The sequence below is a fragment of the Lactobacillus isalae genome (assembly GCF_947539375.1).
In the GTDB taxonomy this organism is placed as follows: domain Bacteria; phylum Bacillota; class Bacilli; order Lactobacillales; family Lactobacillaceae; genus Lactobacillus; species Lactobacillus isalae.
Genome location: NZ_OX443569.1, coordinates 1,250,358 through 1,263,643, shown reverse-complemented (window position 1 = coordinate 1,263,643; position 13,286 = coordinate 1,250,358). Strand labels below are relative to the sequence as shown.

Annotated in this window: 15 protein-coding genes and 1 pseudogene; 11 read left to right on the top strand and 5 right to left on the bottom strand. The window is 33.1% G+C overall.

What is annotated here, in order from left to right:
* Genes QM512_RS06230 through QM512_RS06215 form a run of 4 tightly spaced genes read left to right on the top strand, consistent with a single transcriptional unit; the run spans position 1 to position 4,979 of the window.
* Positions 1-354, top strand: a complete 354-nt coding sequence (locus QM512_RS06230) for a YlbF family regulator (protein ID WP_282804923.1) — start codon at positions 1-3, stop codon at positions 352-354.
* A 5-nt stretch (positions 355-359) separates the two neighbouring features.
* Positions 360-1,583, top strand: a complete 1,224-nt coding sequence (locus QM512_RS06225) for a metallophosphoesterase family protein (RefSeq protein ID WP_282804922.1) — start codon at positions 360-362, stop codon at positions 1,581-1,583.
* Positions 1,564-3,999, top strand: a complete 2,436-nt coding sequence (locus QM512_RS06220; protein WP_317133745.1) for an AAA family ATPase — start codon at positions 1,564-1,566, stop codon at positions 3,997-3,999. The genes QM512_RS06225 and QM512_RS06220 overlap by 20 nt, the downstream gene beginning before the upstream one ends.
* A 2-nt stretch (positions 4,000-4,001) precedes the next feature.
* The gene (locus QM512_RS06215; RefSeq protein ID WP_282804920.1) at positions 4,002-4,979 is read left to right on the top strand and encodes a 3'-5' exoribonuclease YhaM family protein; all 978 of its coding nucleotides are present in this window, start codon (positions 4,002-4,004) and stop codon (positions 4,977-4,979) included.
* Between the two features lie 53 nt (positions 4,980-5,032).
* Here the strand turns inward: QM512_RS06215 and QM512_RS06210 are convergent, their stop codons facing one another.
* From QM512_RS06210 to QM512_RS06195, 4 genes are all read right to left on the bottom strand, one after another.
* Positions 5,033-5,929, bottom strand: coding sequence for a peptidylprolyl isomerase PrsA (locus tag QM512_RS06210; RefSeq protein WP_282804919.1), 897 nt, complete (start codon positions 5,927-5,929; stop codon positions 5,033-5,035).
* A 121-nt stretch (positions 5,930-6,050) separates the two neighbouring features.
* Complete coding sequence (locus QM512_RS06205) at positions 6,051-6,401, bottom strand: YtxH domain-containing protein (RefSeq protein WP_282804918.1); 351 nt, start codon at positions 6,399-6,401, stop codon at positions 6,051-6,053.
* A complete protein-coding gene (locus QM512_RS06200; RefSeq protein ID WP_282804917.1) occupies positions 6,401-6,898 on the bottom strand; it encodes a hypothetical protein in 498 nt (165 codons plus the stop codon). Before QM512_RS06200 ends, QM512_RS06205 begins: the two co-directional genes overlap by 1 nt.
* Positions 6,899-6,980: 82 nt before the next feature.
* Positions 6,981-7,415 carry an HIT family protein gene (locus QM512_RS06195; RefSeq protein WP_282804916.1) on the bottom strand — a complete coding sequence of 145 codons (435 nt, stop codon included), beginning with the start codon at positions 7,413-7,415 and terminating at the stop codon, positions 6,981-6,983.
* Positions 7,416-7,511: 96 nt separating this feature from the next.
* Between QM512_RS06195 and QM512_RS06190 the strand changes: the two genes are divergently transcribed.
* The 4 genes and pseudogenes from QM512_RS06190 to QM512_RS06175 all read left to right on the top strand — a co-directional run bounded on the left by QM512_RS06190 (position 7,512) and on the right by QM512_RS06175 (position 10,625).
* The gene (locus QM512_RS06190; protein WP_282804915.1) at positions 7,512-8,258 is read left to right on the top strand and encodes an ABC transporter ATP-binding protein; all 747 of its coding nucleotides are present in this window, start codon (positions 7,512-7,514) and stop codon (positions 8,256-8,258) included.
* The gene (locus tag QM512_RS06185; protein ID WP_282804914.1) at positions 8,251-9,462 is read left to right on the top strand and encodes an ABC transporter permease; all 1,212 of its coding nucleotides are present in this window, start codon (positions 8,251-8,253) and stop codon (positions 9,460-9,462) included. The genes QM512_RS06190 and QM512_RS06185 overlap by 8 nt, the downstream gene beginning before the upstream one ends.
* 11 nt (positions 9,463-9,473) lie before the next feature.
* Positions 9,474-10,127, top strand: a complete 654-nt coding sequence (gene trmB / locus QM512_RS06180; protein WP_282804913.1) for a tRNA (guanosine(46)-N7)-methyltransferase TrmB — start codon at positions 9,474-9,476, stop codon at positions 10,125-10,127.
* Between the two features lie 111 nt (positions 10,128-10,238).
* Positions 10,239-10,625 (top strand): annotated as a pseudogene (locus QM512_RS06175) (hypothetical protein).
* A gap of 50 nt (positions 10,626-10,675) precedes the next feature.
* Here QM512_RS06175 and QM512_RS06170 read toward each other — a convergent pair.
* A complete protein-coding gene (locus QM512_RS06170) occupies positions 10,676-11,059 on the bottom strand; it encodes a hypothetical protein (protein WP_282804912.1) in 384 nt (127 codons plus the stop codon).
* A gap of 136 nt (positions 11,060-11,195) precedes the next feature.
* Between QM512_RS06170 and QM512_RS06165 the strand changes: the two genes are divergently transcribed.
* From QM512_RS06165 to QM512_RS06155, 3 genes are all read left to right on the top strand, one after another.
* Positions 11,196-11,516 carry a thioredoxin family protein gene (locus QM512_RS06165; protein WP_282804911.1) on the top strand — a complete coding sequence of 107 codons (321 nt, stop codon included), beginning with the start codon at positions 11,196-11,198 and terminating at the stop codon, positions 11,514-11,516.
* Positions 11,517-11,540: 24 nt separating this feature from the next.
* A complete protein-coding gene (gene ytpR, locus QM512_RS06160; protein WP_282804910.1) occupies positions 11,541-12,188 on the top strand; it encodes a YtpR family tRNA-binding protein in 648 nt (215 codons plus the stop codon).
* Between the two features lie 99 nt (positions 12,189-12,287).
* Positions 12,288-12,932: a copper homeostasis protein CutC gene (locus QM512_RS06155; RefSeq protein ID WP_282804909.1), complete on the top strand. Its 645-nt coding sequence runs from the start codon at positions 12,288-12,290 to the stop codon at positions 12,930-12,932.
* Positions 12,933-13,286: the final 354 nt, after the last annotated feature.

Below are 13,286 nucleotides of genomic sequence, written 5' to 3'. Positions count from 1 at the left end.
ATGGTTAATATTTATGATAATGCCAACCAATTGGCAAAAGACTTACAAGAAACTGAACAATTCAAGGATTTAAAGAAATCTCTTGAAAACTTAAAGAATAATCCAGAAAGCTTGGACCTTTACCAAAGAATGGATAAACTTCAACAACAAATTTTGGCTGCTCAAAATTCAGGTCAACCACTTTCTGACGATGTTAAGAAAGAATATCAAAAGATTAACGAAGAAGTTCGTAACAATGAAGAATTAAAGGACATGATCACTAAAGAACAAGCTCTCTTCCAAATGATCAATGATGTTCAACAAGCTATGACTAAGCCAATTGGCGATTTATATGATGATTTAAAGGCAAAATAGTTAATATGAAATTTATGCATTTAGCAGATGCGCACTTAGATAGTCCCTTTCAAGGACTATCTTTTTTGCCATCTAATGAGTTTAATAATATTAAACAGTCAACCCAAAAGTCGTTTACTAAAGCAATTGATATAGCTCTAGAGCAGAGTGTAGATTTAGTCCTAATTGCGGGTGATACTTTTGACTCAGTTCATCCTAGCCCTCAAAGTCAGTTGTTTTTTAGCAGAGAAATAAAGAGACTTACTGATCAAGAAATACAAGTTGTTATGATCTTAGGAAATCATGATTATTTAAATCCAGATGAGATGATCTTACCTCAATCGCCATACTTTAAGCTCTTAGGTCCTGATGAAAAAGTAGAAGAAGTTCAATTTAAAACCAAGACCGGTTTTCCTTATACAGTTGCTGGCTTTTCTTACCAACATAATCATATTGAAGCTGATAAGATTAGCGAATTCCCAAAAAAGGGCGACAATTTTACTATTGGTTTGATGCATGCTGGGGCTAAGACTACAGCAAAACATCAAAATGTTTACGCTCCTTTTACTACAGCTGAGATTAAAGACTTAAATTATGATTATTTTGCTTTAGGACATATCCATTTGCGTCAGACCTTAAGCCAAGAGCCATGGATTGTCTATAGTGGTAATTTACAGGGAAGACACATTAATGAGAGAGATGCTAAAGGCGTTTATCTTAATACAGTAGATGAGACAACTAAGAAGATTAGTCTTGACTTTGTTGAAACCGCGCCAATTATTTGGCAAATGGTGACTTTAAGTTTAGACCAAGAAGTTTCACAAGCTGACTTAACAAAAAGAATAGTTGATATTCTGACTAAGAAAAATACGCAAAAAACTTTATTTGGTCTGACAATTCAAGGCGCTCAATATTTAAGTGAACAAGAGTTAGAATTAATCAACGACAGTGACTACTGGCTTCAGTTATCTAACTCATTGAACTTCGATTCTCGTCTAGTCAAAGTTTATTTAACAAACAATGAGAAGCTACAACTTAAAACAGCAGATAAAGAAGCGTTTGACCAAGCAGAAAGCGAAATTTTTGATCTAGACAAAATTTATTCATTAGCTAACGATTTAAGCAAAAAGAGTAATTATGTTGCTGATCTTTTGAAAAAGCAAGAATTTATTGACGAAGTAAAAGAATTAGCGCAGGTTAAGTTAGGACAGAAATTAAAGGATATGGATGATGAAACTAACTCAAATTAAAATTATTCACTTTGGAAAATTAAATGATGTAACTTTTAATTTGAACAAAGATTTAACTGTATTTTTAGGTGCAAATGAAGCAGGAAAAAGTACTACTGTCGCTTTTGTTAAGCAAATTTTGTTTGGCTTTCACTTAAGAACTAATAAATCACCATTTTTTGAAAATTATCAACCTTTAGACCACGTAAGCCCGATGGGTGGGAGTTTAACCTTTGAAGATAAGGATGGAACTTTTGTTTTAAGTCGTTTATATGCAAAGGGCGATACTAAAAAGGGTGTTTTGACTGTTAGCTTAAACGACCAGGAAGTGCCAGAAAGTGTATTTTTTGATCGAATTCAGAATATCGACGGTAGTTTCTATACTGATAGCTTTATTTTTAATCAAGACATGTTGCGAGAAGTAAATGGCTTGTCGCAAGCAGAGTTGATGGAGCAGATTTATTTTTTAGGTGCTTCGCAAAGCCATAAGCTGCTTGATTTAAGGGATGAATTCTCAAACAACGCACAAAAATTATTCAAAAAAAGCGGGCGCAAACCTGTAGTTAACCAATTAATTAATCAAATTCAAGAGCAAAAAGAGGTTTTAGCTCAAACAGATAATGAATTTAAAGATTACCGTGAGCTTGAAGAAAAGCTAGCTCAAGAAAGAAATAATTTAAAAGAAGTTCAAGAAGAGCTAGCTAAGTTAAATGAACAAGGGCAAAAAATTAGTCTTTTGATGCAAAAATTGACTAATTTTAAGCAATATCAGGAACTTAAGCAAGAGTTAAAACCTATTTCGTTTTCTAAAGAAGATTATGAAAAAGCACAAGCTATTCAAAGTAAGATTGCTGACTTAACAGTTGATGTTAATAACTTAGACAAGCAGCTACAAGAAATTGAAACAAGTAGTGACTTAACTAATAAAGATAAAATTCAAGCCTTAGTTGACCATAAAGCGGAAGTACTTCATTGGGAAAGCGAAAGTAAGGATTTGCAAAGGCAAATTGAAGCGACTAAAAAAGATTTACAGTCTTATGAACAATTCCAACCAGAAGCGGTTAAATTAGGAAAGCTTTCTAGTGAAACAAGAGAACAAATAAAGTCAGATTACCAGGATTTGAAAAATCAAAAACAAGAAGCTAATAATTTACCCGGAATTGTGTCATTGATTTTATTAGTTGCTGGTCTATTTAGCGCAATCGCAATTAATAATTTATTTGTCCGTTTTCTTGGAACAATGATCGCACTTGGAGGCCTGGGTCTATTTGTTTGGACAAGACAAAAGAATGCCAAGGATGGACAAAAAGAGCAAGAATTTATTGAGAAATATGGACTTGATCCAAATACAGTAGATTTAAACAGTTTATGGAACGAACTTGTTCAAATTGAATCTAAGAAGCAAAATCTTTTGCAATTAGACCAGGAACAACAGTCTTTAAACGAAAAAATTCAAGCCTTTGTACAAGATTTACATCCCTTTATTACAGGCAATATTCAGACTTTTTCAGATATTGTGAGTCAATTAAATTCCCTACAAAAATTGCTTGACCAGAATAATTTAGCTAAGCAGCATTTAAATGATCTTGCCGTGCAATTGCAGGAGAGAAAGAACCAATTAGCAAAAAATAAAATTGAGCTTTCTAAAATTTTTGCCGCAAATAAGGTTACTGATTTTGCAGAATTTTCCGACTTAAAAAAGCAAGCTGAAGAGCAAGATCAATTAAAATTGAAAATAGATGCATTGCAGAATGACTTGCAAGCTGATTTAACGCAATTAGAAAAAATTGCTCAAGATCCAAATGCTTTGGCAGAAAATAAGGCTCATTTAGAGGAGCAAATTTCAGCTAAGCAAGCGCAAATTAATGATTTACATGCAGAAAATGCTAAGCTAGAAAATCAGATGAATATTTTGGCAAATTCTGATAAATACTTTGCAGAGAAACAGAAACTTGCTGATTTAGAATCGTCATTAAATGAAAATGTTAAAGAATATCTGGCTAATTTGTTAACGAGCAACTGGATTGCTAGAGGGCTCGATCTAGCTTCAAATGAACGCTTTCCTAAGATGCTTGAAGATGCAAAGAAATACTTTAAGTTATTAACTGGTGGCAGGTATATCGATATCGAATTAGATAAAAAACTTAAAGTTAAAAGAGCAGATGGTAAGAAGTTTGAGGTCGACTATCTGTCTCGAGGAACCAGTGAACAATTATATTTTGCTCTAAAATTAGCCTTTGTTGAGCAAGTTTCTGATAAAATCGCCTTACCAATTTTAATTGATGATGCTTTTGTAAACTTTGATGCACAAAGAACTAGTCATATTGTTAAACTGCTAGAAGAATTAGCTAAAAAGACACAAGTGTTAATTTTTACAGCAAGGCAGGATTTAGTAGATAACTTAGCTATTGAACCGATAAAGATAGAGAAGGAATAACCATGATTAAAAGGTTGCTTGATTATAATGATGGCGAAGATATGGATTTGGTTTTACTTTTAAAAGATTCCAGTCTTCGTACCAGTAAAAACGGAAAACAATATTTAGTTTTACAATTTAGTGATTCAAGCGGAACAATTAGAGGTAATTTGTGGAATGCGAGTCAACAAGATGCTGATACCTTTAGTCCTGGGACAATCGTTGAATTAAGTGGAAAAAGAGAAGAGTATCAAGATCGACCACAAATAAGAATCTATGATTTAAGAGTAGTGGGACCAAATGAAGGCTATGATTTAAGTCAATTTGTTCATTCTGCTCCGATTAAGCAAAAAGAGCTTGAAGAAGAAATTAATAAACGCGTATTTGAAATATTGAATCCAACTTGGAATCGGATTGTACGCTATTTACTTAAAAAGTGGAATAAGCAGTTTTTCTCATATCCGGCAGGTAAGTCTAATCACCATGCTGTCAGAAACGGTTTGGCTTTCCACACTGTTTCGATGTTAAGGGATGCAGAGGGAATCGCTAATACTTATCCGCAAATTGACCGTTCTCTCCTTTACGCAGGTTGCATTTTACATGATATGGGAAAAGTAATTGAGCTATCTGGCCCGGTTGCTACCAAGTACACGACTGAAGGAAATCTAATTGGACATTTAGTTTTGATTGATGAACAAATTATGTTGGCAGCGCATGAATTGAAGATTGATGAACATAGTGAAGATTTAATGCTTTTAAGACATCTTGTTTTATCACATCATGGTTTGCCAGAATATGGTGCAGCTCATCGACCTGTAGTTTTGGAAGCTGAAGTTTTGCATAAAATTGATGATTTAGATGCAACTGTTTATGCAATTACTAATGCTTTGCAACAAACCAAACCAGGTGAGTTTACCGAAACAATTAAGTCGCAAGATAATCGGAGATTTTACCGTCCAAAAAATGATGAAGCTTTAGATAAAGCACCAAAATTAGAATAGAGCAAAAAAATACCGAGATCGTAAATTGATCTCGGTATTTTAGTTATAATGTTTTATTTTGAAAGGCTATCTGATGAAACGTATTGAGAAAGAACATTCTTCAAGTCCTTGTCCTTGATAGAAACATCAGCACGCTTAAGAACAGTAGCAATTACGCTTCTCATAACGCTTTGATCTTCGGACATTGATTGATAGATTTGGTTATCAATTTGTTTCTTGTGTTCTTTGAAAGTACCTTTAGCAGGGTGCTTAATCATTTTAATTACGTGATAACCGTATTGAGTCTTAACTGGAGTAGTAGTAATTTCACCAGTCTTAAGTTTAAATGCAGCAGTCTTGAAACTAGAATCTAAAGTAGAATCAGTTGAGTCAAATGCAGGTAACTTACCGGCATCATTTTTAGTTGCAGTATCAGTAGAGTATTTCTTAGCTAATTTCTTGAAGTCGCCACCATTTTGTAATTGTTTAATGATGTCTTCAGCTGTACTCTTCTTTGAAACAAGAATGTGTTGTACAGTAACTTCTGGTTGATAATTCTTCCAAGCTTTCTTTTCTTGAGCTGGAGTAATCTTCTTGATGTGCTTCAAAGCAGCTTCAGTTAAAAGATTAGTCTTCAAGTTGTCCTTAAAAGTAGAAGCAGTCATTCCATTTTGTTCAAGGACAGAATCGAATTGACTACCATATTGCTTCTTGTACTTGTTGTATTCTTTATCAACTTGCTTTTGAGTAACGTCTTTGCCGTATTGACTTTCTAAGGCATCAGAAACAATCATGCTGGCAAGAGTAGATTGACCTGCTTGAGATTCTTTCATTTTGTCGTAGTATTGTGATTCGGTAATTTTACCACCCTTATAAGTAACGACAGCTTTACCGCCAGAACAAGCAGTAGCGCCCAAGGCAATTCCTGCAAAAGCTAAAACAGCAGCTGCTTTTTTCCATGTTTTTTTCATAAATTAATTTGCACATCCTTTGCTTAATTACAAATTCAAATATAACATAAAAACTCCCATTATCCCAATGGACAATAGGAGTTTTCTTGATATTTATAAAAAAGACTAACAAATCTTAAGATTAAAGTTCATTTTTTATTCCATCAACTGTAGTTTTTGCTTCTTCAGTCAAATGAGAGACATTTTCCATCATTTGATCTACTTCTGGTTTTATTGAACTTTGAAAATTAGTTAAGCTATTTTGAATATCTTTAACTGACTGTTCGGCTTGTGGTAGATCACTAATTAGTTGACTAGCAGCGTTTTTAGCTTGTTTTGTGCTAGTTGCTAATGAAGTGGCATCATTTTTAGTATCATTTAAAAAGAGACGGACATCGTCTTTAACTTTATGACCAGTTTGTGGATTGGGAAGAAGAGAAATACCTAATCCTGCTAAACTTCCTAATCCTAAGCCAATTCCAAAAAATTTCATTAATTTTCTTCCTTATTTTCTTTATGTTCTTCTTCGCTTGCACCAGAATTTGTATCTACTTTTTCTTCATCTTGAGTAGTATCTTTAACATCATCGCTTGCGTCTTCAAGATCTTCTTTTGCTTCATCTAATTTATTTTTAATTGCAGCAAATACACGATCATGATCGACAGCCTTAAATGAAGCTGCAGAAAAAGCATCGACTAAATCATGAGCTTTGTCTTTAAGTGAAGGACGTTCTGAAACTGCAACTTCTTCATCTTCAGCTGGAGTTTGAGTAGCATCAGTGTTGTCAGTCTTTGTTTCTTCTGGTTGTTCCATTCTCTTTTCTTCTAGTTCATCATAAATTGTCTTAACGCGGTGAACAGAATCAGTGAAGTTATTTGCTGAATCCTTAACATCACTTCTAATTGAGTTGCCACTTAATGGATTCTTTGCGTATGATAATAAGCCACCTGCAACAGTTCCACTAAGAATTCCTAATAAAAATCCAGACATAATGTATACCTCTTATCTATTCAATAATTTTTTACTTAATAACCATCTTTATTGTACCGCATTAAAAGGAAAATTACTGATATTATAGATTGTTTTTGATAGCGTTTGCAACAGCTTGATAATCTTCTTCTGAGTATTTATCGGCATTGTTTACATGTGGAGTGGAAATAGGATCACTTTCACCTCGGCGTGGAATTAAGTGAATGTGTGAGTGCATTACTACTTGACCAGCAATTTCTCCATTATTTACTTCAACATTTAATCCTTTAATAGTTGGATCGGATTTTTTGATTGCTTGTGCAACAACTGGAATATATTGTAAAAAGCGAGCTGCATCTTCTTGGCTGTAATCAAAGAAGTTAACGAGATGCTTTTTAGGAATAATTAGAGTATGTCCCTTAGTTACTTGAGAAATATCAAGAAAAGCTTTAACGTCATCATTTTCAAAAACTGTGTAAGAGGGAATTTCTCCTCTAATAATTTTACAAAATAAACAATCCTTTTCTAATTCTGTCATGAATAAGACCCCTTTCGTAATGAAAAGAAAATTTAGTTTAACTTATGTTCATGCTATCATAAATATGTATCTTATTGCAGTAGAGAGGAAAAAGTAATGGCACTTAAAATAGAAAATTTAACCGGGGGCTACTCGGGAATTAATGTCATTAAAAATGTAAATTTAACAATTGAACCAGGTCAAGCTGTTGGTTTAATTGGATTGAATGGTGCTGGTAAGTCAACTACAATTAAGCACTTGCTTGGATTACTAAGAATGCAAAAGGGAAAGATTACTTTAAATGGAGTAAGCTTAACTGAAAATCCTGCTGAATTTAAAAAGATGATTGCTTATATTCCGGAAACACCAATTTTATATCCAGAATTAACTTTAAAAGAGCATCTTGAGTTAATAATGCTTACTTATGGTCTAGACCATGATCAAGCGTGGGCACGAGCAAAAGAATTATGCAAGATGTTTCGATTAGAAAATAAGCTTGAATGGTTGCCGATTAACTTTTCTAAAGGGATGAAGCAGAAGGTAATGATTGTAACCAGCTTTTTAGCAAATGCGGATCTTTTAGTAATTGATGAACCATTTACTGGACTTGATCCCTTAGCCGTAGCAAACTTTATCGACTTGGTTAAAGAAGCAGTTGCTAATCAAAAAATGGTTTTAATGACTACTCATGTTTTAGCTGAAGCCCAAGAAGCTGTTCAGACTTTTGCAGTACTAAATAATGGCACAATTGAAACTGAAGGTAGTTTAAATGAAATTAGAAAATTTTATGGGCTAGAACCAAGCGACTCATTTGATCGTTTATATCAAATTTTAAATCAGAAAACGGTGAAAAAGCATGACTGAGTTAATTAATAATAGGCTCAATAAGAACTTTAAAAAGCAGATGCACTATTTGACTTTAGTCTTCAATGACTTTTTTATTCTAGCTTTAATTTTTCTATTCGGAGCCTTAATGTTCTGGTATGCTCAAAATATTAAGAAATGGCCAAATAATCTATGGTTTTATAAGCCACTTTTAGCCTTAATTTGGACTGCTACTTTAGGAATAGGGCACTTTGCAACTTTATTTGATAGAGCGGATGAACATTTCTTGTTCAATCAAGATAATGAAATGAAAAAATATTTTAAGCCATTGTATATACACAATATGATTTTGCCGGTGGTTTTGATTATCTTGGTATCAGGTATTTTGTTGCCATTTGCGACAATGAGAGCTAATTTTTCAATTGGTAACTTGGTCTTTATCGTAATTGGATTAATTGCAAGTAAAGATTTACAGTTTAAGTTGATCGTTAGAAGTTTTTATTTTAATAAGCGTGATTATTACAATACTTGGCTTTTTTTAGGGATTAACTTTTTAGTACTCTATTTATCTTTTTTAGGATATTATCCTAACCCAATTCTTTATTCAACTGTAGCAATTGCAGGGTGGATTTGGATAGATTACTTACCACGTGGTAAGATGTTTGACTGGTACAAGGCCCTAGATTATGAAGAAAGAAGAGTAGACTTACTAAATAATTTCTATAGCATGTTTACTGATGTACCAGATAAGAAGGTTCGCATTTCTAGAAGAAAGTATCTAGACTTTTTAATTAAAACTGAAGATCAAACACCGAATACTTTTATTTATCAAAGGGTATTATTAAGAGATCCAGAGTATAGTAATTTATTAATTAGAATGGTGCTTTTTTCAATTTTATTAATTGCTTGTTTGCAAGATGCGCGCTGGGCAATTGGAAGCGGAGCCTTGATTATTTTCTTAACGCTTTATCAATTAATTCCTCTTGGAACGGTTTATGAGCATAATATGATGTATCATGTAATGCCAATCCCATTTGCTTCTAGAGGAGAAGCATTAAGAAAAGTTTTACAAAAGGGAATGTTACTTGAGTGGGGATTGATTAGCTTAGCAATTCTTATCTTTTCTCCGCAAAAATTAGAAGCAGTTGGCGGCGTAATTGGTTTGCTTGCTTTAACATTCTTATTGCTATATTTCTATTTACCAAGTAAAATTGAACAGTTATTTAAAAAAGTTAGATATTAGGTTGTGAAAAAATGAGATTAAGAAATAAACCTTGGGCTCAAAAGTTGGTAGTTGAGCATCCAGAAGCAATTTTAAATGAGCCAGATCCAGAAAAGAAAATTAACTGGGAGGAAAGATTTGATGATTTTTCTAAACCTCTTGCTATTGAAATTGGTTCAGGTAAGGGTCAATTTATTACTACTTTAGCTAAAAATCATCCCGAAATGAATTTTATTGGGGTCGAGTTGCAAACAACAGCTGCAGGGATGATTTTGAGAACTAAGTTAGAAGAAAAGATAGATAATTTACAGTTGATGTGTGCAGATGCAGCTAATATTGCAATGTATTTACCAGAAAACAGCGTAGACGTTGTATATTTGAACTTTTCTGATCCATGGCCAAAGACTCGTCATGAAAAGCGGAGATTGACTTATAAGAGCTTTTTAGACAAGTATCGTCAGATATTAAAACCAGAAGGACATTTAGAATTTAAGACAGATAATCAGGGATTATTTGAATATAGTTTGGTAAGTCTCAACAATTATGGGATGAAATTTGATTATGTAAGTTTGGATTTACACCATGCAGAAAATGAGATTTCTGAAAGAAATGTCGAGACTGAATATGAACATAAATTTGCAGCAAAAGGTAATCCAATTTACTGTCTACATGCACATTTTGAATAGAGCCGAAAAATGTTTCTCATTTTGGGAAGCATTTTTTATTTTCTCAGGAAAAATAGCACCACTTTGCGTAATAAACATATGGGGTAGCCTGATCAAGATAAGTCGAAACAATTGCAGGATGGTGTGACAAAGATTATCATTAATTCACAAGTTTCAGCTGAGGGACAAAGTGAAGACTTAAAGGCTCTAGCTAAACTAATGAACAATGAGCCAGTTAAATTAAATAAACGTTTTGATTACGTGCAAAGAAGAATTAAAGAAATCAATGAAGATCCAGAAATGAGGGAAAAGATCATGCTTTGCAAAACAAGAATGCTAGAACGTGAACAAGCTGCTGGGAGAGCAGGATATGAGTAAGGAAAAGTCGATTCTGCCAAAATTATTCTTGAGAATCAAATGGAAAATGGCAGTACTTTAGAACAAGCTACAGAATTCGTAAAAAATTTGAAATTGATTTCTGACAAAGAGTTAGAAAAAATCGTTGCTATGTATAAATAATAAAAAGTGTCTGAGAAAAATTGATTTCCTTAGACACTTTTTTCATTCAATTATCTATTTTGTAATTTCAACTCTAGAAGCAATTCATTTGTATAGTTAACCGCTCTAACAAACTTTGTAAAAGCTTTAATATGATCGCTACTATCTACAAAATTATCGAATGTAAGAATTTCGTCATTGAACGCATCCATTACTTTTAAAGTTTCATTTGAAGCATATTTTAAGTGTGAAGGTAAACCGTTCTTTCTTGTATTGGTAGTGATTCTGGCCGCGATTTTATGATAATTAGAGATCGATAAAGAAATTTGGTCAATATTTTCTTCAATAATCATAATCCAATTATCAGTATCTTTTCTGATATCTTGAATCATTTCATCAAAAATTAAGTGTAGACGATAACCGGCTTGAAGTAGTTTCTTGTTCATATCAACCATTATTTTACTACCTTCTTTCTTAATTTTTATTGTAGTCTGTTTTTATGACAAGCTAAAAGATCTTGGACTAGATTTTTAAAATAAAAGGTTGTAAAATAAATATAACTTATAAAAAGTAAGAAAAGAGTGAGATAAAATGGAAGAAATTAAAGAATTAACTCCTGAAAAATTGAAGGAAATCACTAAAAGTGGCAAAGTAGTTCTATTGTTTTCAGCTAAGTGGTGCCCAGATTGCCGGTTCTTAGATCCATTTTTACCACAAATTGAAAAAGATAATTCTGATGCAAAATTCTATAAGATTGACCGTGATGGCTCAATTGATGTAGCAAAAGAATTAAATATCTTTGGAATTCCTAGCTTTGTTGTCTACCAAGATGGCAAAGAAATTGGTAGACTAGTAAATAAGGACAGAAAGACTAAAGAAGAAGTAGAAAACTTCCTTAACTCTCTCAAATAGTCTAGGAAAGGAAATTTACTAGAAATGATTATTTCTACCAATAAAACAAGTTACCCTGATACTTTAATTGTGATTCTTGACCAAGATAAGGGTCGTAGTAAGTTCACAGAAAAGGATCAAGTTACGCGAGTTGAAAATGAAGATGGCGAAGTTATTGGATTTAATTTCTTTAACGTAAGTAGCTTTTTAGATTATGATAAGCTACCAAATGGTGAAATTAAGCCAACGCAAGAATTAGTTGATACTTTGAACAAGAAGTTAGTTGAAGCTGGTTTTGACACTAAGTTAGAAATTGGGAAGCCAACTCTTGTTTATGGTTACGTTAAGACTTGTGAACCACACCCAGATTCTGATCACTTGCATGTAACTACTGTTGATGTAGGAAATGGTGAAGAACACCAAATCGTTTGTGGTGCTCCAAATATTGCTCAAGGTCAAATGGTAGTTGTTGCACTTCCTGGTACTTTGATGCCAAATGGTCAACAAATTTGGCCAGGTGCACTTCGCGGTGTTGATTCATACGGTATGATTTGTTCAGCTCGTGAATTAGGATTGGCACATGCTCCTCAAAAGCGTGGTATTATGGTCGTTCCTGATGATTTTAAGGCTGGAGACGAATTTGAACCAACTAAATGCGATGAATTATTAGCTAGTGGTCAAATTAGTTTGTAATAAATTTTAATTAATAAAATTATAAAACCCGGAATTCAGACGAATTCCGGGTTTTGTTGTAATATAAAGATAAAATTAAACTTCAGTGAGGTATAACGGATGATCAAGGAAGTATGCGTTGAGAATTTTACTAATGTTCCTTTGCTAATTAATCGTGGAGCTAACCGAATTGAATTAAATAATGACTTGGTTGCTGGCGGAACAACACCTTCATATGGCGTAATTAAGAAGACAGTTGAATATGCTCATAAGTATGATGTTCCAGTAGTCGTTATGATTAGACCACGTGGTGGAAATTTTATTTATGATGCTGATGAACTAGAAATAATGGTTCATGACATCCAGATTTGTAGCTTGCTGGGTGCAGATGGTGTAGCCTTTGGTTGTTTGACTGAAGACAATTATTTAGATAAATTTGCGATGAAAAAGTTAATCTCAGCTGCACATGTTGGAAATTTAGAAGTTGTGATACACATGGCGTTTGACGAATTAACAAATAATGAACAAAAGAAAGCCTTAGAGTGGTTAGTTGAAAATAACGTTATACGAGTTTTAACGCATGGCGGAACATTAAATAAGCCAATATCAGATACTCTTTATCACTTGAAAGAATTAGTTACGCAAGCACAAGATAAAATTGAAATTTTACCCGGTGGTGGTATTACAGATGAAAATGTCAGGAATGTTATAAAACAAGTTGGTGTAAATCAAGCACATGGCACAAAGATATTAGGAAAAATTTAGGACTGTGTAATTTAAAACTTCTTTTGATGAGTCATGCATCATATCTTGTTCGCTAAAAAATTATTAAATCGTATATCTATCAATATATAAATTGAAAATTATGAAAACTTATTATCTTTATTATGTTATTTAATTGCTAGAAGTGCTATAGTAAAAATGTAAGAAATAGTGTTTTTTATTTTAATATATATGGTGAATAAAGTGATGGAGCGAGATAGTAATTATGAAGTACGATGTGTACAGTATACTAGTAAATCCTCCCAAAATTCTGGGGGGGGGGTATAGCCTCACTTATCGGCCTAGTATAAAGGATATGAGAAGTTTTTTTGATGATTATCATTTTGGGTTGTCGCC

Bases quoted from the DNA above. Each gene is read 5' to 3' on its own strand.
- QM512_RS06230 (WP_282804923.1), top strand. From the start codon at position 1: ATGGTTAATATTTATGATAATGCCAACCAATTGGCAAAAGACTTACAA.
- QM512_RS06225 (WP_282804922.1), top strand. From the start codon at position 360: ATGAAATTTATGCATTTAGCAGATGCGCACTTAGATAGTCCCTTTCAA.
- QM512_RS06220 (WP_317133745.1), top strand. From the start codon at position 1,564: ATGAAACTAACTCAAATTAAAATTATTCACTTTGGAAAATTAAATGAT.
- QM512_RS06215 (WP_282804920.1), top strand. From the start codon at position 4,002: ATGATTAAAAGGTTGCTTGATTATAATGATGGCGAAGATATGGATTTG.
- QM512_RS06210 (WP_282804919.1), bottom strand. From the start codon at position 5,929: ATGAAAAAAACATGGAAAAAAGCAGCTGCTGTTTTAGCTTTTGCAGGA.
- QM512_RS06205 (WP_282804918.1), bottom strand. From the start codon at position 6,401: ATGAAATTTTTTGGAATTGGCTTAGGATTAGGAAGTTTAGCAGGATTA.
- QM512_RS06200 (WP_282804917.1), bottom strand. From the start codon at position 6,898: ATGTCTGGATTTTTATTAGGAATTCTTAGTGGAACTGTTGCAGGTGGC.
- QM512_RS06195 (WP_282804916.1), bottom strand. From the start codon at position 7,415: ATGACAGAATTAGAAAAGGATTGTTTATTTTGTAAAATTATTAGAGGA.
- QM512_RS06190 (WP_282804915.1), top strand. From the start codon at position 7,512: ATGGCACTTAAAATAGAAAATTTAACCGGGGGCTACTCGGGAATTAAT.
- QM512_RS06185 (WP_282804914.1), top strand. From the start codon at position 8,251: ATGACTGAGTTAATTAATAATAGGCTCAATAAGAACTTTAAAAAGCAG.
- trmB (WP_282804913.1), top strand. From the start codon at position 9,474: ATGAGATTAAGAAATAAACCTTGGGCTCAAAAGTTGGTAGTTGAGCAT.
- QM512_RS06170 (WP_282804912.1), bottom strand. From the start codon at position 11,059: ATGGTTGATATGAACAAGAAACTACTTCAAGCCGGTTATCGTCTACAC.
- QM512_RS06165 (WP_282804911.1), top strand. From the start codon at position 11,196: ATGGAAGAAATTAAAGAATTAACTCCTGAAAAATTGAAGGAAATCACT.
- ytpR (WP_282804910.1), top strand. From the start codon at position 11,541: ATGATTATTTCTACCAATAAAACAAGTTACCCTGATACTTTAATTGTG.
- QM512_RS06155 (WP_282804909.1), top strand. From the start codon at position 12,288: ATGATCAAGGAAGTATGCGTTGAGAATTTTACTAATGTTCCTTTGCTA.